Below are 22,689 nucleotides of genomic sequence, written 5' to 3' on the forward strand. Positions count from 1 at the left end.
GCGTATCCAGCGCGGCCTGGACTCCGCGTTGTCGACGACCAGGAGCAGGTCGCGGGCGCAGTCGCCGAGGGCGTGCAGCGCCGAGGCGGGTGTTCGGCCGGACGGCGGGGTTCCGTCGCCGCGCAGGTCTTCGTCGGAGAGGTCGCTGCGGAGCAGGCCCGCGGTCCAGCCGGGCTCCGCGCGCACGGCTTCCACGAGCCGCCGCACCAGCCGGCTCTTTCCCTGACCGCCGGGTCCGGTGAGGACCCGGACCGTCAGGTCTCCGGCCGGTGCGCCGGGACGCGGGCGCGTCCCGGGCGGGGCGAGGCACCACTCCCGCAACTTCTCCCACTCCTGGACGCGGCCCCGGAACGGGGTGGCCTCCACATCGGCGCGCAACAGCATCGCCGGGGACCGCAGGTCGCGTTCGGGGGCGGCCGGGTCGAGCAGTGGGGCCAGTTCGGCGGGCTCGACGACCGGTGCGCGCGACCCGTACGCCGCCGGGGTGCGCAGGGCGGTGCGGAAGCCTTCGTCGGCGACGATCTCGCTGCTGCGGGTGGCGGTGAGCCGGGTGCCGGTTTCGGCGCGCCGGTCCTGCCGGACCACGCCGAGGAGCAGGTCGCCGCTGAAGACCGGAGCGCCGTACATGCCGGCCCAGCCCTGGCCCTGGCGGTCCGCGGGCGGCAACGGGTCGTTGCTCAGCAGCTCCCAGCGGCGCGCCGATCAGCCGGTTCGGGGGCTGACGCGCCCGCGGGCATGCGCTGGCTGCGCGGATAGCCGTACGAGTCCACCGGATGGGAGGCGGCGCGGGTGACGAGGTCGCCCCACCGCTGCGGTTCCGGGTCCGTCGCCCGCGTCGCGGCGGGGCCGCTCACTGCGAGCAAGGCGGCGTCCACGCTCGCGTCGTAGCGCAGCCAGAGCACCCGGGCGTCCCAGGGACCCGGCTCACCGTCGGCCGGAAAGGTGACCGTGGGCGTGCGGACCACGCCCTCCTCGGTGCACAGGATGTGCGCGGCGGTCAGGACGAGGCCGGGCGCGATCAGGCAGCCGGTCCCGAACGAGCCGGGGCCCGTGCCGTCCCGCCCGCGTACCTGCACCACCCGCTCGAACCTCACCGCCACTCCCGGGGCCGGGTCACCGTGCCCTCAGTCGTCGCTGTCGCCGATCTCCACGTCGCCGCCGGAGGCGGACCGGGGATGCAGGGTGAGCTGGATGCGGTGGGTGGTGCTCTCTGCGCGCTCCCGCTTGCCGTCCACACCGACGACGCCGAACCGCAGGGTGCCGCCGCCTGAACCGGTACGGGTCAGCTGCATGGCGAACTCGACGGTCACGTCCCCGACCCGGAACCGGACGTCCGATCCGTCGGCCTCGCGCTGGGCGGCGGCCAGCTGTTCGCGCAGCAGTCCGACCGCGTCGGTCAGATCGAGCCCGTCGCCCTCGCCCGCACTGTCACGCTCGCCCACACACGCCCCCTGTTGACGTACAAGTGGCCACAGGGTGCCACAGCGGCACCCCAATACCCAGAGGGCGCGGCCCGATCAGCTTGATTGCGACGGCAGTTGGCCTGTCAACGTCCGCAGGAGCGCGACGACGGCTACCCCACCCGGGCCGGCTCCCCGGGGTCTCCGCCATGACCATCTGCCGAGCGAGTATGGACTTCGCCCGCTCCTCGAGGCGCACGCCCACCGCATCGCTGCCGCCACGGCCCTCGGCGCCGCGGCGGGGCGCGCTCATGTCTGCGGTGCGGGGGTGCCGCCGGCCAACCCGTAGCGCAGGACGTCTGGGCTTGGCCGCGGCGGCAGACCATCGCCCACCGCCGCGGCGTCGATATGGTCCTCAGCCCAGGACCCGCCACACCTCACGGCCGTCCTTACCGGGGCCGGATCGTGCCACCGCCGCACGATCGAACTGCTCGTACGCCTCCTGCAGGTATTCGGGCGACAGGTGGGATCCGCCTGCCAGAGACTCGAAGTTCTGACCATGGGCGAGTGCCTTCTCGACCGCTTCGTGCAGGCTCACCTGGGTACGCCGGTTCGCCTCGGCCAGGTCCGCGACCAGGTCCACCCAACGGCCGTCGCGCAGGCTGGCGGCCGCTTTGTCGGCAATCATGTCAGCGGCCAGGGCCAGGCTGGCATCCAGCATCTTCAGATCCTCGGAAAGGGGCTTCTTCTTGCCGGAAGACTTCATGACGGCACAGTAGGCCCCGCCGCCCTCCGCCCGCAGGAGTCCGTCGGTGGAACACCTCACAGCGTCAGCTTCGTGCGGGGCTGGTCGAGCTCCTTGGCGACAAACACCGAGGGGGCTTTCGGAATCTCGTTCGCTCGTCGTACAAGGAAGCCCTGCGCAGCGGAACAGAGTGGGTGCTGGCCGGTAACCATTGGGCGGCGCGGGCGTTGGCCTGATGTCGCTGCGTGCCGCAGTGCCGGGGCGTGGAAGGTGTTGGCTCAGGGGCGAGTGACCGTGCCCGGGCCAGTCGTTTTCCTGTGTCTCCGGACCGTCCACTCGTGCTTTTCGTCAGGAGATCCGTGTACCCACCCCCCGACACCCGCCTGCCATCACCCGCTCCGGGGCGCCGTTGGCACCCCGCGGTGGCAGTTCCCGCCGTGGTCGTCGCGACGCTGATCCTTCCCCCGCTGGGTGCCGCTCTGGCGTTCATCGCTCGTTGGAAGACGGCAGGCAGGGCGGTGACCGTGGTGTTGGCGTCGGTGTGGTTCGTGGCGTTGCTGGTGGCTACTTCCGGCCCGCAGCCCGCTCGTGTCGACTACAAGCCGCCTCTGTCGCAGCCGGTGGTCACGGCCATCGCGTCCGCGCCGACGGCTCCCGCACCAGTATCCGCGTCAGCCTCGGCGACGATTCCCGCGCAGGTCCCGCCGACGGCCGGAGCCTCAACTTCACCCGCTCCTGCTGCGCCGCAGGGGACGCCCGGTGCTGCCCAGCCGCCGCACAGTGAGCCTGCGCCGCCGGAGCGGGGACGTCAGCCGGTGACAGATGACGGCAACGCCAGGACCCCGAACAGATCTCCCGCCGTGGTCGGCCCCTCATCCGGCACCGCCGAAAGCGGGAATACGGGCTCTGGGGACGGAAGCGCGGTGTCGTACCGAAACTGCGCTGCGGTCAGGCAAGCGGGTGCGGCGCCGATCCGGCGTGGGGATCCCGGTTTCGGGCCGCATCTGGATCGCGATGGTGACGGTATCGCCTGCGAGTGACTCCGCAGCCAGCCGGCTGAGGCCGCGGTAGGGGCGCAGTGTGGAAAGTTGGGGGCGCTGATGTCGTTCGGGTGGATCGTTTCGGCGAAGGAGAGGACACGGCCACCTGGGCGAGAACACATCCGGCCCTGGGTGGTCCGCCCCCCGCGTGAGCCCGCGAACAATCGTCGGCGCGCAGCATCGCCGGTGCGGAAGGACACGACCGTTTCACGCTGGTTGCCCCTCCGAGCGCGAAGCGACACCACCCGCCCACGGCCGCACGGAGCCGTGGAGACCACGGGGCACGGCCGAGCGGAATACCGTCAACGCTGCCGCAGGGAAAGCCGCTGAGCACATGGTCACTGCCTCTCCAGAAGGGGGTCGGCGGCGGCCCGGGTCCACCGCTGCAGCAGTCACCGGATGTGACCGCCGCAGCGATGCCGGGCCGCCGACCGGCGTCCCGGCCCCCGCGGGTGGGTCCCTCGCCCGTCAGCCGAGGGTGACGTGGAGGATCTTCTCGCTGCTGTTGTTGGGGATGCTGTCCTTGTCGCCGTTGTTGGTGGTGGTCAGCCACAGTCCGCCGTCGGGAGCTGGTTCGACGGTGCGCAGCCGACCGTAGGTGCCGTTGAAGTAGGCCTGGACGTTGGTGAGGTCGCTGCCGCTGATGACCTCGCGGTACATGCGGGTGCCGCGTTCGCAGGCAACGTAGAGCACATTGCGGACGATGGCGATGCCGGAGCAGGAGCCGTCAGCGGTGGAGTAGGTGCGCTTCGGCGCGATGTATCCGGCAGTGCCGCACGTGCCACTGGTGCCCTCACATGCGGGCCAGCCGTAGTTACCGCCTTTGGTGACCAGGTTCGTCTCGTCCATGATGCCGTTGCCGAACTCCTGCTCCCAAAGGCGCCCCTGGGAGTCGAAGGCCAGGCCCTGCGGGTTACGGTGCCCGTAGCTCCACACCGCATTGCCGAAGGGGTTGTCCGCAGGCACGGTGCCGTCGGGGTTGAGGCGCAGAATCTTGCCGTTGAGGCTGTTCTTGTTCTGCGCGTTGTCGCCGTTCTGGGCGTCTCCGGTGCTGGCGTAGAGCTTTCCGTCGGGACCGAAGCGCAGGCGACCGCCGTCGTGGAACTTGTTGCGGAGGATGCCGCTGAGCAGGATTTGCTCCGAGCTGGTGGTGAGCTTGTCGTTGTCGAGCTTGATCCGCACGATGCGGTTGTCGGTGGGCGAGGTGTGCATGATGTACAGCCAGTGGTCGCTGGCGTAGTTGGACGAGATGGCAAGACCGGTGAGACCTCCCTCGCCGTCGGTGTTCTCGACGTTGGGTACGGTGCCCACGGTGGACTTGGCGCCGGTGGCGGGGTTGAGATGGACGATGTCGTGGGCGTCACGGCGGTTGTACAGGATGGTGCCGTCCGGCAGCGTGACCAGTCCCCAGGGGATGTCGGTGTCGGTGGCGATCTGAGTGACCTCGCACACCGGGTTGCCGCAGGCGGAACCGGTGTTGAGCGAAACGGTGTTGCTGTGGGCGGAGATGTTGGCCTGTGCGTCCCGGGCCACCACGTAGTACGCGTACGCCGTGTTGGCGGCCAGACCGCTGTCGATGAACGTTGTGGCGGGCGGGACCGTTCCGCTTCCGGTGACGGTGCCGGCTCTGGTGCTGCCGCGGTAGATGTCATAGAACTTGACCGCGACGTTGTCGGTGGAGGCCGACCATTTCAGGGTGACCGTGGTGCCGGAGACACTCCCGGTCAGCCCGCCCGGGGCGGAGGGGGCTTGGGTGTCGATCTGACACTGCGGCGGTGTGACCGGCACGGTGCTACTTGCCTGGGAGACGTTTCCAGCGGCGTCCCGGGCGTTGACGTAGAGCCCCCACTTCACTCCCGGTACGACGGTCAGGCTCGTCGAGAGGGCTGACCCGCCCACTGTCCTGATCAGCTGGCCGTCGTGGTAGATGTCGTAGTACGCCACGCCGACGTTGTCGCCGGCGACGTTCCACGCGAACGTCACGGAGTCGCAGAGCAGGTCACTGATCCTGGCGTTGCCCGGCACGGTGGGAGGCTGGGTGTCGCCTGCGATGGTCCTCCACTGCTGGTTGCTCTGTCCGTTGCAGGTCCACAGTCCCACCAGGGTGCTGTTCGCGGTGTTGGCGCCGGTCACGTCCAGACAGAGCCCGGACTGCACGCCGGTGATGGCGCCGTTGCTGTTGATCTTCCATTTCTGGTTGGCTCCGCCGTTGCAGGGATAGATCTGCAGTGCGGCCGGTGGCGTGGTGGCTTGGCCGACCACGTCCAGACACATGGGGTTGTCGTAGACCCGCAGCTCACCGGCTGACGTGAGGGTCCATGCCTGGTTGGCCTGCCCGATGCAGTCGTAGATGTTGATTCCGGCTCCGGATGCCGTGCTCTGGCCGATCACATCCAGGCACCGCCCGGACGCGGGGTTGGATACGGGGGTGCCGGTTGCTGCTGAGGCAGTGACCGCGCTGATCGTCACCATGGCCACCACCGCTGCGAGTGCGGTGAGCAGGGCTACGACCGCTTGTGGCAACTTTCCACGGTGCCGTTTGAGTTGCGTGGTGTCGGACACGTGTTACTCCTTGCAGGTCGAAGATGGTCCACGGCAGCCGCCCGTCCTGCACGGCCTGGTCGGCCGCGGCGCTGTTCCTGGCGACTGGTGCGGTCGGGGCGGCCCCTGGATCACGGTCCCTGGTCCCGCTGGTGAGGCCGCCCGGACGGGCATGGGCCCGTCCGTTCAGGCGCTTCACGCGCCGGGCGCGGACCATCGTTGGTTGGTGCCACCGTTGCAGTCCCAGATCACCAGTTGGGTACCGTCGACGGCGGAGCCTGCCGGGTCGTCGAGGCAGCGTCCGGAGACCGGGTTGCGGTAGCCGCCGTTGTACGGCTGCCACTGCTGGTTGGCCCCGCCGTTGCAGTCCCAGATTTCGACTTTGCTGCCGTTCGCGGTGCCGGCGCCGTAGATGTCCAGGCACTTTCCCAGCGCTCGCAGCGTGCCGTCGGTGGAGGTGCTCCACGATTGCGCTGCGGTGCTGTTGCAGGACCAGAGCTGGGCGGCCGTGCCGTTGGCGCTGTTGCCGCCGTTGACGTCCAGGCATTTGCCCGGGATGCCGGATCGTACCGGGCCGCCGACGGCGACCGGGGACTTGATCCAGCCCGCGCTGTCGGCTGCCTGGATGCCGGCGTTGAAGGCGTCGGCCATCTTGCTGAAGCCGCTGTCGTTGGGGTGCAGCGCGTCGGAGAGGTCAGCGGTGGTCAGTGCACTCATGTCGACCAGGCGGACGTGCTTGCCTGCGGCCTGCTTGGCCTGGACGATGCCCGGGAGTTTGGCGTTGAACGCCGGTCGCAGGGGTTCCTCGTTGCCGCTGGTGGAGATGATCAGCGTGCCGACCAGGACGGTCGCGTCGGGGGCGTCGTTGGTGAGCTGGTCGATCAGGGCGCTGAGCCGGTCCGGGGCGGTAGGCACCTGGTAGAGCCCGTTCAGGTCGTTGGTCCCGATCTCCAGGGTGATGACGTTGGGCCGGAAGCGGGCCATGGTGGTGTCCGCGATGGAAGCGATCTGGTCGATTCTCCAGCCGGAGTGGCCCTCGTTGTCCGGGTCGGACATGGGACCGTTGCGGCCCGAGCCGACGAAGTCCAGGGTGTGCCCTTCGGCCGCCAACTGGTTCCACAGGTAGCCTCGGTAGCTGTTTCCCGACGGGCTTCCGACGCCCCAGGTGATCGAGTCACCGAGCGGCATCACCCTCAGGGCGGCGGGCGCCGCGGCGGCGGGGGCAGCCGTTTCGGCTCCCGTCGCGGGCAGCGTCATGCTCAGGCCGAGAGCGATGGTCATCGCCCCGACCAGGAGTGCCTTCTCATACCTCATACATCTTCCTCTTCTGTGTGGGGGGAGCAGAAGCTGGTGATACAGCGTGCCGATGAGCTGTGTTCCGGTAGGGCGGCGATGCGGACCGGGTGTGCGCGATGCCTTGGCGTGCTCCCGGCCCGCATCGCCGCAGATGGCCCTTCGGCGGAAGGTCACCGTCTCGGGGGGTCTCGCAGGGTCACCCGGTGGGGAGGTTCCATCTCTGATTGGCGCCGCCGTTGCAGTCCCAGATGACGAGCTGGGTGCCGTTGGTGGTGTTGGATCCGGGAATGTCCAGGCAGCGCCCGCTCGCGGGGTTGACCAGGGTGCCGTTGCTGACCGTCCACTGCTGGTTGGGTGCGCCGTTGCAGGTCCACAGGTTCACCAGCGATCCGTTGGCCGTCGCGTTACCGACGACGTCCAGGCACAGGCCGCTGTTGCCCACCGAGCTGTTGCCCACGGTCCACTTCTGGGCACCGGATCCGTTGCAGTCCCAGATGTCGACGATCGCGCCCGGTGTGGTCGACGCGGTGTAGTCGTCGAGGCACTTGGCGCCGTTGGCGGCGGAGCTGATCGGGCCGGTGCCGCCACCGCCGGTGCCGGACCCGGGGGTGATGGAGAGGTTGTCGAACTGGTCGGTGCGGTAACCCTGGATCCCGAGTCCGGCCTGCCCGGTCTGGAACGAGGTGTCGGCCACCGACCCGATCTGGTTGCCGTCGACCTTCGCGCTGATCTGACTGCCCTGGAAGGTGAAGGACAGGTTGTGCCAGGTCCCCGTACCGAGCGGGGCGGTGGTGCCGGTGGCCAGGGTGTGGTTGGAGCCGTCGGTGTACATCTTCTCGATCCACCATTGGCCGGTGTTGCGGATGCGGAAGTAGTACGCGTTCATGTGCGACTGCGGGCGCAGCTGGGTGTTGGCCCGGCCCAGCAGTTCGATGGTTCCCGCGCTGCGCAGGTAGACGTCCGAGCTGACGGTGTAGTTCGACCAGGCGGTGTCTCCGATCAGTGTGTAGGAGTCGGAGTCGTCCTGCCATTCGATCGGCTTGACCGGGGCCATCTGCTGCACGCACTTGCCGGAGCGGCCGGTGCAGGGCTGGACCTCGAAGGAGCCCTGCATGTCGGACAGGTACTTCGCCTGAGCGTTGTTGACAACGTTGTCGAAGTTGTCGATGTACGGCAGTGCCAGCCCGTGCGCCGCCGGAGCCGCCGCGGTGCCCTTGCCGCCGCCGGCCAGGGTGGTGACGGTATAGACGTACCCGGGCTGCATGGTCAGTGAGTACGAGCCGTTGTTCGGTGTGATGTCCTGCGTGTGCAGGAACGCCGAGCCGGTACTGGGGTTGTTGACGTTGGTCGCCCAGACGTGGACCGCTCCGGTCGACAGCCCGCCCCTCACCGTGAAGTTCGCGGTCTGCGAAGTGGTGGAGGTCGTGGTCTCCAGGATGGTGGAGTAGTCGGCCCCGGTGTTCGACTTCACGGTCACGTAGGTGCCGTTGGACTCGTTGCCCCCGAGGTATCCGGAGGCGCTGTCGATGAACTTCCAGCCGGGCTGGGTGAACTGGGTGACCTGGGCGGTCGCCCAGGTGCTGGCTCCGATGGTGTAGTTGCCCGACCACGGTGAGCCGGCGGTTGCCAGACCCACGGTGTTGTAGGGCAGGTTCGGGTAGATCGCAGCGATCAGGGGCCAATTGAAGTAGCTGGTCATCCTGGCGTCGATGTAGCCGCGGGTGATGGCTCGGATCAGGGCCGGCGCGCCGGTGTTCATGTCCTGGGAGCCGTTTTCGCTGTCCCACAGCGGCTTACCGTTGGCCCTGGCCGTGGTGGAACTGGAGCAGGTGTGGGCGTTGCCGCCGTCGCCGCCTTCGCATGAGTAGTGCGCGCCGATGATCGACACGGCGTTGTTGAAGGCCGAATTGGCGGCCATGTCGTCCGCGACACCCCAGCCGCTGTCGTCCGCGACCAGCTTAGTACCGCTGTAGCCCGCGTTGTTCAGCGCCGAGCGAAGCTGGATGTACCAGTTCGCGTCGTGACCGCGCTCGTTCCACCCGCCGAGGTAGCTGATGGTCAGACCGTGCTGCTTGGCACAGCCCAGCCACGAGATGAGGTAGTTGATGGTGTCGGTGGACCAAAATCCGCCGTTGATCCAGCCCGGCGCCGTCCACGCGAGCCCATACAGACCGATGCTCGGGTTACGGGCCTTCGCCTGATCCGCCAGCCAGAACTCGTACCCCGCGTTGCAGTTGATGGTGCCACGGGCGTGCTCGATCGAGGGCTCGGAGCCGTCGGTGGAGTTCGCGTCGCCACCGATCTCCAGCTTGAGCAACTGCAGGTTCGCCCCGTAGTTCGGCTTGAACATGTAGTCCAGAATCTGTGCCTGCTGGGCGGCCGGATAGTCCGTCAGCAAGCGTGAGTTTCCGCCGCCACCGCTGATCGCGCCAATGCCGTCGAACGTGCGGCCACCCTGCGAGCCGTCCACACTGATGGTCGTCGTGGCAGCCTGCGCCGGTCCGCTGCTCACTGCCAGCACCGTAGCGAGCAATGCCAGCGCCCACAACGGGGCGAGTCTCCAAAGGCGTCTCATAGCCGACTTCCTTCAACTGGGAATGGGGAGCCACCAGGCGCGTCACCTGAAAGGGCGCAGCACGGTGGAACGTCGGGAGAACGGGGCACAGTGTGGAGTCTTGTTGGATTAACGGTCAAGAGATCCAACAAGAGAACAATTATTTGCACGTCCACTGCCCTCTCGACCTGGACAAGCACGCTCGTCCGCGCGCTGTTCACCCTCCCGGGGTGGGCCGGCTCGCTTCGCCGTCAAACCTCGGAGCACCGGTCGGCGCTCCCCCTGCGAACTCGTCGCCGGGATGTCGATGTCGCCCGCGCGGCCACGAGTTGACTTTGCGTCAGCGATTCGCCGGAACGCTGTGCTGCTCAGAGCGCCTCCCGCATCCGGGTCTCCTTCGACCGGCGCGAGCACCCGCCGGAGGTCCGAACGCCCGTGCCCGACACTCCGCCGACCAGCTCCCACTCGCAGCGGCCATCGGACAAGCCCGGCATTGATCCGACGATTGGTTCAGACCATTGACGCGGCAGTTGCTCGTGGCTAGCTTCAGTGGCGGCTTCGTGGCCTACCTCCACCGGCTCCACCGACCGCTGGAGCCCGAGACGTCACAGGGCCCCGCTTCTCCCCCAACGCACCGGCATCATGGCCGCAGTTCGCCGGATCGGCCGCTCCGCACCCCGGACATCCACCTGCCGGTGGCACAGCACGCGACAACGATGTCAAAGCACACTTTGCTGCACGACCGACGACACCCCGGGCAACCGCCCCGTCCGTCCTCCGTCGAGCGAGCTCCTTCCCGGACGCGCAACAGCACCGGCACCATGCCGGCCACACCGTGGCCGGGCAGCGTCATATCCCTGTTCCATGGAGGTTCCGATGGATTTGCAACGGCGCAGGTTCCTGACCCTGGGCGCGACAGTGGGGCTGTCCGCCGTGGGACTGACGCGGGCAGGTCCGGCCTCAGCGAACGTGGCAGACGGTGCCGCGACGCAGATGATCTATCTGTCCGGTACGGATGCGGACAGCCCGGTGCCGTGGGACTTCATGTGCACGGCCGGCCGCAGGAAGGGGGTCTGGGGTACGGTTCCCACCCCGTCCAACTGGGAGTTCTCCGGCTACGGCACGTACAACTACGGCGGAGCCCTCACCCCTGGCGAGAGCGGAAAGTACCGCCACACCTTCACACCGCCGACTTCGTGGGCCGGACGGCAGGTCTTCCTGGTCTTCGAGGGCGCGATGACCGACACCACGGTTCTGCTGAACAGCCGGTCGGCCGGCCCCAAGCACCAAGGCGCCTTCTACCGGTTCCGGTACGACGTCACGTCCCTCATTCGCCTGGGACAGAGCAACTTGCTCGAGGTCACCGTGGACAAGGACTCCGCCGAGACGTCGGTGAACCAGGCCGAACGCGAGGGCGACTACTGGGCCGGTGCCTCGGCCCTGACCGGGCTGACGCACGCGCAGGACGGCAGCGCCCACACCGTCACCGCGACCTACTCCGGCGATCTGCGGTCGGTGCGGTGGCGCCTGGACAACAACGGGTGGCTCCGCCTGGACTACACCTACGGCCTCACCGGGACGCACGACTTCCTGGGCGTGAACTTCGACTACCCCGAGTCCAAAGTCACCGGTGCGACCTGGCTGGGCCGCGGCCCGTACCGGGTCTGGAAGAACCGGCTGCGCGGCGTGACCACGGACGTGTGGCACAAGAGCTACAACGACACCGCCACTGGCAAGACCGGTTTCGTCTACCCGGAGTTCAAGGGCTACCACGCCGGCCTGTACTGGGTGTCGCTGCTGACCACCGAAGGGGGCATCACCATGGTGTCCGCCCAGGAGAACGTCTTCCTGAGGCTGTTCACCCCCGCGCAGCCCGCCGACTCGGGCAATGCGGCCGCCCCCTTCCCTGGCGGGAACCTGTCGTTCCTCGACGGCATCCCCGCGATCGGCAACAAGTTCCACCCCGCGACGTCCGTAGGTCCCGCGGGCCAGCCGAACACGGCAGCGGGGACCTATGCCCGCACGCTGTACTTCCGCTTCGGGAACTGACAGATGTCTTGACCGGTACCTGACCGAGCCCTAGCGTCAATTCCATATCATATATGAGATCTCGTTTGGAGCCTGCCCTGTGCCCGACGCGCTTGCTCAATCCACCAGCTTCCGTCCCGGCTCGCTGCCCTCGCGTACCGAAGCGGTGCTGGATGCCATCAAACACGCCATCTTGACAGGTGAGTTGAAACCGGGGCAGTCACTGGTGGAGACCGAACTCGCCGCGCGCCTGGGGGTGTCCAAGACGCCGGTGCGTGAGGCATTGAAGACGCTGGCCGGCACAGGGTTGGTCGTCATGAGTCCCTACAAGGGCGCTTCGGTGCGCGAGGTGGGTCACGCTCTGGCCCGCAGCGTGTACGACATGAGGCTGCTGCTGGAGCCGGTTGCCGCCGAGCGAACCACCGCGAACCCCCACGGTGCTTGGGGCGAGGCACAGGCCGCACTCGACCGCGCGGACCGCGCCGCTGACGGCGCAGAGCGCTCGTTGGCGAACCGCGACTTTCACCGGACCCTGTATGCGGGCTGCGGAAATCCGCTACTGGTCCACTCGCTGGACGAACTGCGGGATCAGACGGCCCTGGTGTCCAGTGCGGCCTGGGCCGTCAGACCCTCGTGGGAGATGGAGGCGCGGGAGCACCGGGCGATCCTGCGTGCCGCCCAGGATGGAAAGCCGGATCTGGTGGGCACCCTGCTCCGTGAGCACATCGGCGCGTTCGTGGCGCGCAACTTTCCCGAGACCTCAGCGAAGTAGGGCGGCATGGCACCAGCCCCCTCGCCCTGGACCGACCTTCGCATCCGGCTCGCCACCGTGATCGCGATTCCGGTGACACCTTTCGCCGCCGACGGCAGCGTGGACTGGGAAACCTACGCGGCGCTGGTGCGTCGGCTGGTGGAGCACGGATTGCAGGTGATCACACCCAAGGGCAATACCGGCGAGTTCTACACCCTCAGCGAGACCGAGGCCCGGCGGGCCGTGGAATCGGCCGTCGGAGCAGCCGGAGACCGGGCGGAGGTGATGGCGGGCGTCGGCCTGGACACCCAAGGAGCGATCGCCGCCGCCCGGCACGCCCGCGAAGCGGGTGCCGGCTCGTTGATGATCCATCAGCCCGTCCATCCCTACCGTTCCGCGGAGAGATGGATCGACTACCACCGGAACATCGCGGAGTCGGTGCCGGAGCTAGGCGTCGTCCTCTACGTCCGTGACGAACGGGTGAGCGGCGCACAGATCCGGATGCTCGCGGAGCACTGCCCGAATGTGATCGGTGTGAAGTACGCCGTCCCCGACCCGGTCCGCTTCGCGTGCGTGGCGCGCGACGCGGGTCTGGAGCGGTTCGCGTGGATAGCGGGGCTCGCCGAGCTCCACACCCCCGGATTCTGGGCGACCGGGGCCGTCGGTTTCACTTCTGGGCTGGTCAACGTGGCCCCACGGTTGTCCCTCGCGCTGTTCGAGGCGCTGCGCGGCGGTGACTATCCGAAGGCGATGCGGGTGTGGGAGTCGGCGCGGGCGTTCGAGGAGCTGCGCGCCGCCGACGCGTCCGCGGACAACGTCAGCGTGGTCAAGGAAGCACTGGCCCAACTCGGACTGAGCCGACGGGCGGTGCGTCCGCCGTCGCGGCTCCTGCCGACGTCCGTCCGCGACGGTATCGGCGAACTGATCACCCAATGGCGGAAGGAGAACTGGTTGTGACGGCACACACCAACGCGACGTAGGACACCGACGCCGCGGTCCGGTCCCCGATCCGCACCAAGCCTGCCCGTAGGCAGCTCGACCCCGCACGACCGCGTTGGCCACCACACGAGCGAAGGGCTTCATCCGCCATGCCTGAAATCCCCGGAAGATCCCTCCCAGGCCCCCTCGGCCCCCCGCGTCGGCGGGTGCTGTCCACCCTCGCCGCGGGCGCGATCGCCGCACCAGTGCTCGCAGCGTGCTCGTCCCCGAGCGCCCCCACCAGCACCACTTCCGCCGCTCCCAGTGCGCTGCCCAGCACACCCTCCAAGCCGGTCACTCTCAACATTCTCGATGTCGCCGGGAACCTGGCGCTGACCCGCCCGATGATCGAAGCCTTCCAGGACAAGCATCCCGAGATCGTCGGACGCACCACGTACTCGACCGGAACAGCACCTCAGCTGGCCTCGAAGGTCGAAGCACAGCAGCGTGCCGACAACGTGCAGATCCACCTGGTCCTCACGGGCACCGACGGCCTGGCAGCCGGCATCCAGAAGGGCTTGTGGTACGGCCTCAAGCCCTACTACGACGCCTTCATCCCCGGCCTGATGGCCAACTACCAGCCGGCTGCTGCGGCCATGACCGCGTTGGCCCAGGACCAGGGCATCGAGCTGGTCTGGTACCCCTCGGGGCCGCTGCTGGAGTACGACCCCGCCAAGGTCGCCTCCCCGCCCGCCACTCCTGACGCCCTGCTCACCTGGGCTCGGGCGAACCCCGGCAAGTTTCAGTACGCGCGTCCGGCCAACTCAGGTCCCGGCCGGACCTTCCTGATGGGCCTGCCCTACCTCCTGGGTGACTCCGATCCCACCGACCCGGCCAACGGCTGGGCCAAGACCTGGGCCTACCTGACGGAGCTGAACAAGTACGTCACCGCCTACCCGGCCGGGACCAGCGCGACCATGAAGAACCTTGCCGCCGGCACCGTCCACATGGTCACCTCCACCACCGGCTGGTCCATCAACCCCCGCGCCCTGGGCACCGTCCCACCCACCATGAAGATCGCCAAGTTCACCCCCTTCACCTGGGTGTGCGACGCCCAGTACGGGGTCATCCCCAAAGGTGTCTCCGCCGATGTCCTGACCGCCGTCCTGCGCCTCCTGGCGTGGATGCTCACCCCCGAGCAACAGGCGTTCGCCTACGACAAGGGGTACTTCTATCCCGGACCCGCCGTGAAGAACGTGCCGCTGAGCAGGGCCCCCGCCGCCTCGCAGCAGACCATCACCCAGTACGGCCATCCCGACTTCGACACCTGGATGACCACGTACCCCATCAAGAACTCCCTCCCGGCAACGACGCAGGTCACCGCCTTCGACTTGTGGAACCGCCGGATCGGGTCGAGCAAGTGAGCACCGTTCCCGCAGTGGACCCCACCGCCTCCGGCCCGCCGCCTTCGCCCCCGCCGGACGCCACCCACCCCGACTCCCAACTGCACGAACTCCGCCTGCGAGGCGTCACCCGGGACTACGGCGCGCACACCGCGCTCCATCCGCTCGACCTGACCCTGCACGGCGGCGAGTTCGTCGCGCTGCTCGGGCCCTCCGGCAGCGGCAAGACCACCGCTTTGAACTGCCTCGCGGGCCTGCTGCCGCTCACCGGCGGTCAGATCACCCTGGACGGACGGCGCATCGACACCCTGCCGCCCGAGAAGCGCGGCTTCGGCATGGTCTTCCAGAACTACGCGCTCTTCCCGCACCTCAGTGCCCGGGCCAACATCGCCTTCGGCCTGCGCATGCGCAGAACCCCCAAGGCAGAGATCAACCGCCGGGTCGACGAGGTACTGCGCCTGGTCAAGCTCACCGAACAGGCCCGCAAGCACCCCGGACAACTGTCCGGAGGCCAACAACAACGCGTCGCCATCGCCCGCGCCATCGTCCTGGAACCACCACTGGTCCTGATGGACGAGCCCCTGTCCAACCTGGACGCGGCCCTGCGCCTGGAAATGCGCTCCGAGATCCGCCGCATCCACCAGGAATTCGGCCTCACCACCGTATACGTCACCCACGACCAGGAGGAGGCCCTGTCACTCGCCGACCGCCTCGTCGTCCTGCACGAAGGCCGGGTCAGCCAGATCGGCACACCCGCCGACCTGTACGAGCACCCCGCCAACCCACACGTCGCCTCGTTCATGGGCTACCGCAACCTGCTCCATCTGGAAGTAGCGTCGGCCGACGCCCGAGGAACGCTCACCCGCGGGCGCGGACTGGAACTGCGCGGCACTGCGGTCGCCAACCATCTCTTGGCCACGGGCGATCAGGTCATCGTCGCCATCCGTCCCGAAGACCTCCACCCGGCCGAGGATCCCGGCACAGGGAACATCGAAGCGATCGCTGAAATCGTCGAGTACCACGGCCGCCAGTTCCACGTGGAAGGCCTCACCCGGCACGGCGACCGCGTCCACTTCACTACCACCGCCCACCTTCGCCCGGACGACGCCGTTTGCCTCACCGTTCCCGCCGACCGGGCCATGGTCTTCCCCCGGCAGCCACAAGAGTCCATCGCGTGAGCGCCGCTGCCCCTCGCACCCAGCCACCCGCCCCAGCACTCTCATCAGAGCGCACCGCCCTGCGCCACCGACTGGCCGAACGCGGCGTCGACCGCACCCTGCTGCTGCTCATCCCCGGCCTGCTCGCCGTCCTCGCGCTCTTCTGCTACCCCTTCCTCTACGGCCTCCAGCTGTCCTTCCAACCCGCCAAGGGCGGCCTTCTCGGCTCCTACCGCGCCTTCTTCAACAACTCCTTCGCGGCCGGCTCCATCGCCACCACCTTCAAACTCGCCCTGCCCGCCGCGCTCATCAACGTCGGAGCATCCGTACCCCTCTCCTACCAGATGCGCCGCGACTTCCGCGGCAAACGACTGCTCCTCGCCCTGCTCGTCGTCCCGATCACCCTGGGCACCGTGCTGACCGCCGAAGGCATCCTCGAGTTCTTCGGCCCCGTCGGCTGGTTCAACCAGACCCTGCACCTGCTGCGGCTCACCGACTCCCCCGTGCAACTCACCTACAACTACTGGGGCGTGCTGCTCTCGCTGATCATCAGCGGCTTCCCCTTCGCCTTCCTGCTCACTCACTCCTACCTCTCCGGAATCCACCCGGGTCTCGAACGCGCCGCCGCCACCCTCGGCGCGGACTGGAAACAGCGCTTCCGCCACATCACCTTCCCGCTGCTGCTCCCCGGGCTGATGACGACCTTCTGCCTGACCTTCGTGCTGGCCTTCGCGGTGTTCCCCTCCGCGATGATGGTCGGCGACCCCGACGGCACGACCCACGTCATTTCCATCGAAGCCTACGAGGCAGCCCTGGAACGCTTCGACTACTCCCAGGGCTGCGCCGTCGCCATGGTGATGACCGCGCTGATGCTCGCCGTCATCGCGATCGCCATGGGACTGCGCTCCCGTCTGTACCGCGGTTCGACCGGAGGCAAGGGATGACCGTCACTCCGACAACAGCGGCCACCGGCGCACCGCGTGCCGGCCACCGGACCTCACGCCGAAGCATCACTCTTCGCCCCGGAACCTGGCTCGTCTGGACGGCCCTCGCGTTCTTCTTCGTGAACCTGCTCGGCGTCCTCGGCTCCGTCGTCCTGAACTCCTTCGGCACAACCTGGTTCAAAGGGTGGCTGCCGCACGACTACACCCTCTCCGCCTACCAGCAGGCGTGGACGGAGTTCAATCTCGGCCAGGTCATGTGGGTCACCGTGGAGGTCACCTTCCTCGTCGTGGTCCTGTCCCTCGCACTTGCCGTGCCGGCCTCCTACGCCCTCGCGCGTCGGGACTTCCCGGGCAAACGGGCGGTGCTCGTCCTGTTCGTCCTTCCGATCCTCGTACCACCGATCGCCTACGGCATTCCCCTGGCCACCGTCCTCTACAAGTTCCACCTGGCCGGAACCCTCACCGGCGTAGTGATCGCCAACCTGGTCCCCTCCATCCCCTTCGTCGTCTTCACCATGACGCCCTTCATCGAGCAGATCGACCCCCAGCTCGAAGCCGCGGCCCGTATGTGCGGGGCGTCGACCCGCGCGGTGTTCTTCCGCATCCTGGCTCCTCTTCTCCTGCCCGGGATGCTCGCCGCGGGAATTCTGGTCACCGTCCGCACCTTCGGCATGTTCGAACTGACCTTCCTCACTTCCGGGCCCGACAGCCAGACCCTCATCGTCTCCCTGTTCTCCGCTGCCTTCTCCGCCGGCATCCGCACCCCCCAGTCCATCGACGCGATGGCCGTCATCTACACCGCATCCATGACCGTCCTGCTCCTCATCGCCCTCAGGTTCGTCAACCCCACCCAACTGGTGGCCCGCTCCACGGACTGACCCCTCCGCGTCGGCCGGGGCGGCACGCGCATCACCCGTCGTCGCGGTGTGGTGCGTGCCCCAGTTCCTCGGACATCGACCGCGTCGCACGCAGCAGATCCGCCGAGAGGACGACGAGCAACTCCGCTGTGGTGCCACGCGTCGGCATGACGAGGGTGACAGCGGCAGTGACTCGCCGGCGGGGAACACCGGAGCCGCCACCGAGGTGACGCCGGGAATCACCCGCCGGAGGTGGTGGCCACACCCCTGCCGAGAACGCCGGAACGGATCTTGTCGGGAGAGCCGGTCCACGAGCCAGTCCGCCGCCGCCTGGGCGTCGCCCTCGGTCGGACAAGGCCCACCATCTCGCGGGCCGCTCGGCGACCTTGGCCTTCCGGTCGGCGGCGGTCCGGCTGACAACGCTGGGCCCGCGCATCCCGTCCCCTCCCCGCCTCATCCGACCTGTGCTGAAGGCCGTACTGGATCGAGGTCTCCGCGGTGCGGCAGCAGCGCCAACGACCCCGGCACCGGCAGGTGGATCCAGCCCTCGATCCGCGCGTCGTCCAGTTCCGTCGCGTCGGGGCGCACGGTCAGGCCACATGCCACCGCACGCGCTGTCAACGCGCACACCAGCGCGTCGAAAGCATGCTCGCTCGCGTCATAGGCGCGCGCCGTGGGCGCATCGCACCGCAGCCAGGGTGCGGCAGCAAACAGGTCCTCCATCCGTCGGGGGCTGCCGAGAAGGCCCCAGCGGTGCCGGGACGCCTTTGGATACACCTCGGCGATCGGCCCACGTCCCGACCGGTCGACGCGAGGACCGCGGCGGTTGAGCTCGTCCTCCAGATGGGCCCACCGCGCCACCATGGCGCCGATCCGGTCGAACGGAGCCGCAAGCGGGGGCTTGACCGGGTAGATCTGGTCGCCCACGATCCGGTCCGTCCGTCGGTATCGCAGACGGTCCTTCCGGTAGCGCTCGCTGTCCTGGCCGTGGCCCGGCCACGGTTCCTCGGCCAGGTGCGCCCCGACGGCGCGCACGAACTCAGCCGGCCACCCGAACGGCGTGTCGACTCCTGCCTGGTCGCCGGGACGCAGCCCTGAGAGCTCGCCGACCAGCGCGTCATCCGTGCATTTGAGTGCGGGTGGCCCGACCGCGGCCATCCCGTCCGTCCACTCCACCACCGACATCGCCGTCTTCGAGCGGTCGGCTGACAGATCGATCCCCACCGTGCGCATGGCGCCCATGCTGGCAGGTCCTGCATGCGCGCGGTCTCTTGGCTGCGGCACAGCTTCCAAGGCGTGACCGAGGGCGACGAGTTCGTCGGCGGTCCGGTCCTCGGAGAGCGTGGGGCTTGTCGAATTCAAGCGCCTTGAAGGGATAGGCGGCGCGGGCTCCGCGCAATGGGTGCAGCAGCGCCCGGCGGCTTGCGCATCAGCGGAAAGCGGCCCGGTTTGCGGTCAGGAACTCGGCGAAGGTCCGCGGTTCGCGACCTGTCAGGTTCTTGACCTCCTGCGTTGTCGCCGCCAGAGAACCGGTCCCGACGTCGGCCCAGAGGTCGGCGACGTCGGCGGCGAATCGTGCGGGAACGCCCTGCGCCGTGAGTCGTACCGCCATGTCCTCGCGGCTCAAGCCGATGACCTTGACGGGCTTGTCGAGGACACCGGAAAGATGCCCGGCGATCTCGGCCATCGTGAGTGGTTCCGGACCGGTCAGGACGAAAGCCCGGCCCGCACCCAGGGATTCGGTCAGCAGGACGGCCGCGCTGGCGGCGATGTCGTAGCAGTCGACGTACGAGACCGGCGCGTCGGTCGCCGGGGCGATGAGGCTCCCGTCGTCGTTGAACGCTCCGGTGATGAAGTTCTGCATGAAACCGCTGGGCTGAAGGAGTACCCACTCGATGCCTGACGTCTTCAGGTGCTGCTCAATGTCCCAGTGCGCACCTTCCGCGAGTTTGCCGCCCTGGCGAGCGTGCCAGACCGACACCTTGACGATCCTCTCCACACCGACGCGACCGGCCGTGTCGATGACGGCCTTCTGCTGGGCGATCATGGGCTGCGGTCCCCCGTCGGAGGTAGGGGCCGCGCCCGCGCCGTTCAGCAGGATCTGGTCGACGTCGACGAACGCTGCGGCCATCGAGTCGGAGTCGTCGAAGTCGCCGACGACGTAGGGGCAGTTGAGCGAACGCCCCTTACCGGCGTCCCGGACGAGTGCTTTGAACGGGGCCTGGAGTTCCTGGAGCCGCTGAACCAGATGCTTGCCGATGGATCCGGTGGCTCCGGTTACCAAGATCATTGGGAGTCCTTCGTCTAAAGTGAGGGATCCTCGTAATAGTAAGTCGAGGTACCCTCAACTTGGCAAGGGGCGAATGAATGAGCGGCACTCGAACGCGTCGACCGCGCGCCGACGCGCAGCGGAACCGCGAGCACATCCTGGCGGCCGCCGACGGGGCGTTGCGCGAGCAGGGCACAGGGGCGTCACTGGAAGGGATCGCCCGCCAGGCCGGAGTCGCGATCGGAACCCTGTACGGGCACTTCCCGAACCGGCGGGCACTGTGTGCGGCCCTGCTACGCGAGCGACACGCGGCGCTCTTCACGTTGGGCGGCGAACTACCGGGGCGAGTTTCAGCGTTGGACGCCCTCGCGCAGTGGATGGGTGCCGTCGCGGTGCACGCGGCGGCGTACCGGGGGCTTGCCGCACTGCTGATGGAGGGCCTCGACGACCAGGCGTCGGAACTGCATGAGGCGTGCGGGCGGATGGCCGCGATCACGGAGTCGCTGCTGAGCGCCGCACGCGAAGCGGGCGCCGTCCGCGGCGATGTCACGGCGGCGGACGTGCACGCCCTGATGAACGCGGCCGCTTGGATGCGCGAGCAGGTACCGGAAGATGCAGCCGAGCGCTTGCTGGGTTTGCTGGTCAATGGCCTACGCCCCGAAAGCAAAGGCCGTTGAGGGGCAGGGGCGCCAGTCAGCGGTGGCCACGGACCGCGCAACGGGGCATTCACCGAGGGAGACGACGTCGACGGACAGCAGTCGAGCGAGCCCTGGGCGGCCCGTCCCGTCGCCGTGCAGGTCTGCACGGGCCAGGTGTCGGCAGCGTGGTGCCCACCATGTCCACGGCGAAGACCGCCCCGCCGAGGAAACACCGACGTCACCCTTGGCGATCACCGATCATGCAACCGACGGTCCGGGCCGGAACCGCGGTCGCTTCGACGACCCGCTGTCGTCCCGAACGCGGCCGGGACCTCGTAACCGCGCCCTCGGGCTGCATCGCCCTCAGTACAGGCGGAACGCCGCCCGTGGACGACCTCGACGCGGTGTGCCGCTACGAGCCGGCCGCTCGGCCGCGCTCTTGCCCCCGGCGCTCCGCTCACGCAGCACCCGTCGCGTGCCCCTTGGGTGTCTGGCCGACCTGTTCCAGGAGGTGGCGTTCCAGGTGGCGTTCGCCCCGACTGCGGCCGCCGCCGTCGGGCAGGGAGGCCGGCGCTGTCCGTCAGTGGATCGGTTGGAGGCGGTCGGCGTCCCGGTGAGCAGCGCCCAGGTGAGCGACGAGGAAGCGGGCGGCGCGATCGAGTGCGGCGTCCGCCTCGTCAAGGCGCCCGTAGTGGTGCTGGAAGACGTGCGGGAGACCGGGTCCGACTTCGAGCGTGACCTCGACACCGTCGGCGCCCGCACGGCCGGCCAGCCGGATCGAGTCGTCGAGGAGCACCTCGTTTGCCCCGACCTGCACGAGGAGTGGAGGCAGTCCGGTGAGGTCGGCGAACACCGGGCTGGCCAGGGAATGCGCCCTGTCGCCGGCGCCGACGTAGAGATCGACATAGGCGCGAAGGTCAGCCCCGGTGAAAATGGGGTCGGCGCTCTCCCTCGAACGGATGCTCCCTCCGGCGAGGGTCAGGTCGACCCAGGGGGAGAAAACGACCAGGGCGGCCGGCTGCGGCAGCCCTGCCTCCCGGGCGGCGACCAGCGTGGCGATGCTCAATCCGCCACCGGCGGAGTCACCGGCGACGACGAGATCCCGTGGGTCGGTGCCCGAGGCCAGCAGCTCGCGGTAGGCCGCGAGCCCGTCGTCGACGGCAGCGGGGAAGGCGTGCTCGGGCGCCAGCCGGTAGTCCACCGACGTCGCGCGCAGCCCGGCGCGGCGGGCCAGTTCACCGACCATCCCTGCGTGCGTGTCCGGGGAGCCGATGACGTAGCCGCCGCCATGCAGGTACAGCAGCCGGCCGCGGCCGGATGTTCCGGCCGGCTCCAGCTCCAGGGTCGGCCGCCCGCCCAGGACGGTCCTGCGGGCGAGCACGCCCTCCGGCACAGGGCGGGTGACCGCCGCGATGAAACCGGTGCGCAGTTCTTCGAGAGTGGGCGGTGTCTCACTGCGAGGGATGGAACGGAGCGTGGCGTCCAGGGCGTCGCGCTGCTGTCGGGACATGTGAAGCCTCCATGGGTCGGGATGCGAGAATGGATTCTCGGGAATCCATCTGTCTGGTCCCAACCATATTCTCAGGAAGTTGATTCCTTGGAATCTATTGGAGATAATGTGAGCTACATCACCTCGATCTTCACCGACCTGGTCCGCGTCGAGACCCGGCTCTATAACGCGGTGAGTGCCCGGCTGCGCGCCGAACAAGGCCTGGGGCTCGGACAGTTCGAGCTGCTGGAGATCATCGACCGCGTGCCGGGGTGCCGCGTGCTCGACATCGTCGGTGAATTGGCGATCACGGTGGGGGCTGTCAGCAAGGCGGTCGACCGACTGGTGGCCGCGGGCTGGTGCCTGCGCTCCGCAAACCCCCAGGACCGCCGCTCGTCCGTCCTTCACCTCACATCCGAGGGCGACCAGCAGTTGGCCGCCGCTCGCCCCGTCGTCGACGGCGAGCTCACCTCACTGACCGCGACTGTTCCCCCCGACGACCTGACCCGCATCGCCGCCACCTTGGCCACCCTGCGCGCGACCCTCGAGTCGGGCTCCCACGGCCAGCCGGGATGACGCTCGCCGTGGTCGCCGCCGACCCGGGAGTGAGCACGGAGACGCTGCGGCGCTGAACTCGTGCGGCGTCCCCGGACACGACA

Annotated in this window: 19 protein-coding genes and 1 pseudogene; 10 read left to right on the forward strand and 10 right to left on the reverse strand. The window is 68.5% G+C overall.

The features are described from left to right. The 4 genes and pseudogenes from O3X23_RS39215 to O3X23_RS39230 all read right to left on the reverse strand — a co-directional run. A pseudogene (locus O3X23_RS39215) lies at positions 1 to 666 on the reverse strand (hypothetical protein); the annotation flags it as partial. 11 nt (positions 667 to 677) lie between these two features. After that, positions 678 to 1,094 carry a trypsin-like peptidase domain-containing protein gene (locus tag O3X23_RS39220; RefSeq protein ID WP_269278566.1) on the reverse strand — a complete coding sequence of 139 codons (417 nt, stop codon included), beginning with the start codon at positions 1,092 to 1,094 and terminating at the stop codon, positions 678 to 680. 30 nt (positions 1,095 to 1,124) lie between these two features. After that, positions 1,125 to 1,442 (reverse strand): trypco2 family protein, encoded by a 318-nt coding sequence (locus O3X23_RS39225; protein ID WP_269278569.1) that lies wholly within the window; start codon positions 1,440 to 1,442, stop codon positions 1,125 to 1,127. Positions 1,443 to 1,815: 373 nt separating this feature from the next. After that, a complete protein-coding gene (locus O3X23_RS39230) occupies positions 1,816 to 2,166 on the reverse strand; it encodes a hypothetical protein (RefSeq protein ID WP_269278573.1) in 351 nt (116 codons plus the stop codon). Between the two features lie 902 nt (positions 2,167 to 3,068). On the opposite strand from O3X23_RS39230, the gene O3X23_RS39235 reads away from it, so the two are divergent. Continuing rightward, on the forward strand, positions 3,069 to 3,185 hold the full coding sequence (locus tag O3X23_RS39235; RefSeq protein ID WP_331284006.1) for an excalibur calcium-binding domain-containing protein: 117 nt from the start codon (positions 3,069 to 3,071) through the stop codon (positions 3,183 to 3,185). A gap of 468 nt (positions 3,186 to 3,653) precedes the next feature. On the opposite strand, the gene O3X23_RS39240 is transcribed toward O3X23_RS39235, so the two are convergent. The 3 genes from O3X23_RS39240 to O3X23_RS39250 form a co-directional block, all read right to left on the reverse strand. After that, positions 3,654 to 5,747, reverse strand: coding sequence for a PQQ-dependent sugar dehydrogenase (locus O3X23_RS39240; protein ID WP_269278576.1), 2,094 nt, complete (start codon positions 5,745 to 5,747; stop codon positions 3,654 to 3,656). 174 nt (positions 5,748 to 5,921) lie between these two features. Next, positions 5,922 to 7,040 (reverse strand): ricin-type beta-trefoil lectin domain protein, encoded by a 1,119-nt coding sequence (locus O3X23_RS39245; protein WP_443048114.1) that lies wholly within the window; start codon positions 7,038 to 7,040, stop codon positions 5,922 to 5,924. Positions 7,041 to 7,218: 178 nt separating this feature from the next. Further along, positions 7,219 to 9,534, reverse strand: a complete 2,316-nt coding sequence (locus O3X23_RS39250; RefSeq protein ID WP_269278579.1) for a ricin-type beta-trefoil lectin domain protein — start codon at positions 9,532 to 9,534, stop codon at positions 7,219 to 7,221. A gap of 918 nt (positions 9,535 to 10,452) precedes the next feature. Between O3X23_RS39250 and O3X23_RS39255 the strand changes: the two genes are divergently transcribed. The 7 genes from O3X23_RS39255 to O3X23_RS39285 all read left to right on the forward strand — a co-directional run bounded on the left by O3X23_RS39255 (position 10,453) and on the right by O3X23_RS39285 (position 17,655). Further along, entirely contained in the window at positions 10,453 to 11,625 is a 1,173-nt protein-coding gene (locus tag O3X23_RS39255) for a glycosyl hydrolase 2 galactose-binding domain-containing protein (protein ID WP_269278582.1), read from the forward strand. Between the two features lie 79 nt (positions 11,626 to 11,704). Then, positions 11,705 to 12,376 carry a GntR family transcriptional regulator gene (locus O3X23_RS39260; RefSeq protein ID WP_269278584.1) on the forward strand — a complete coding sequence of 224 codons (672 nt, stop codon included), beginning with the start codon at positions 11,705 to 11,707 and terminating at the stop codon, positions 12,374 to 12,376. 6 nt (positions 12,377 to 12,382) lie between these two features. Beyond that, positions 12,383 to 13,312 carry a dihydrodipicolinate synthase family protein gene (locus tag O3X23_RS39265; RefSeq protein ID WP_269278587.1) on the forward strand — a complete coding sequence of 310 codons (930 nt, stop codon included), beginning with the start codon at positions 12,383 to 12,385 and terminating at the stop codon, positions 13,310 to 13,312. Positions 13,313 to 13,500: 188 nt separating this feature from the next. Then, entirely contained in the window at positions 13,501 to 14,697 is a 1,197-nt protein-coding gene (locus tag O3X23_RS39270; protein WP_269278589.1) for an extracellular solute-binding protein, read from the forward strand. 14 nt (positions 14,698 to 14,711) lie between these two features. Beyond that, positions 14,712 to 15,854, forward strand: coding sequence for an ABC transporter ATP-binding protein (locus O3X23_RS39275; RefSeq protein WP_269278592.1), 1,143 nt, complete (start codon positions 14,712 to 14,714; stop codon positions 15,852 to 15,854). Then, positions 15,851 to 16,777, forward strand: a complete 927-nt coding sequence (locus O3X23_RS39280; RefSeq protein ID WP_269278595.1) for an ABC transporter permease — start codon at positions 15,851 to 15,853, stop codon at positions 16,775 to 16,777. Before O3X23_RS39275 ends, O3X23_RS39280 begins: the two co-directional genes overlap by 4 nt. Further along, positions 16,774 to 17,655 carry an ABC transporter permease gene (locus O3X23_RS39285; protein ID WP_269278597.1) on the forward strand — a complete coding sequence of 294 codons (882 nt, stop codon included), beginning with the start codon at positions 16,774 to 16,776 and terminating at the stop codon, positions 17,653 to 17,655. The genes O3X23_RS39280 and O3X23_RS39285 overlap by 4 nt, the downstream gene beginning before the upstream one ends. Before the next feature lie 432 nt (positions 17,656 to 18,087). Here O3X23_RS39285 and O3X23_RS39290 read toward each other — a convergent pair whose 3' ends face one another. Both O3X23_RS39290 and O3X23_RS39295 read right to left on the reverse strand, forming a co-directional pair. Beyond that, positions 18,088 to 18,867 (reverse strand): DUF429 domain-containing protein, encoded by a 780-nt coding sequence (locus O3X23_RS39290; protein WP_269278599.1) that lies wholly within the window; start codon positions 18,865 to 18,867, stop codon positions 18,088 to 18,090. 196 nt (positions 18,868 to 19,063) lie between these two features. After that, complete coding sequence (locus O3X23_RS39295) at positions 19,064 to 19,924, reverse strand: NmrA family NAD(P)-binding protein (RefSeq protein WP_269278601.1); 861 nt, start codon at positions 19,922 to 19,924, stop codon at positions 19,064 to 19,066. A 77-nt stretch (positions 19,925 to 20,001) separates the two neighbouring features. On the opposite strand from O3X23_RS39295, the gene O3X23_RS39300 reads away from it, so the two are divergent. After that, positions 20,002 to 20,580 carry a TetR/AcrR family transcriptional regulator gene (locus O3X23_RS39300; RefSeq protein ID WP_269278604.1) on the forward strand — a complete coding sequence of 193 codons (579 nt, stop codon included), beginning with the start codon at positions 20,002 to 20,004 and terminating at the stop codon, positions 20,578 to 20,580. Between the two features lie 541 nt (positions 20,581 to 21,121). Here the strand turns inward: O3X23_RS39300 and O3X23_RS39305 are convergent. Further along, positions 21,122 to 22,051, reverse strand: coding sequence for an alpha/beta hydrolase (locus O3X23_RS39305; protein ID WP_269278606.1), 930 nt, complete (start codon positions 22,049 to 22,051; stop codon positions 21,122 to 21,124). Between the two features lie 108 nt (positions 22,052 to 22,159). On the opposite strand from O3X23_RS39305, the gene O3X23_RS39310 reads away from it, so the two are divergent. After that, positions 22,160 to 22,606, forward strand: coding sequence for a MarR family winged helix-turn-helix transcriptional regulator (locus O3X23_RS39310; protein WP_269278608.1), 447 nt, complete (start codon positions 22,160 to 22,162; stop codon positions 22,604 to 22,606). Positions 22,607 to 22,689: the final 83 nt, after the last annotated feature.

Origin of the sequence: Streptomyces sp. H39-S7, assembly GCF_027158205.1 — a bacterium.
Taxonomy (GTDB): domain Bacteria; phylum Actinomycetota; class Actinomycetes; order Streptomycetales; family Streptomycetaceae; genus Actinacidiphila.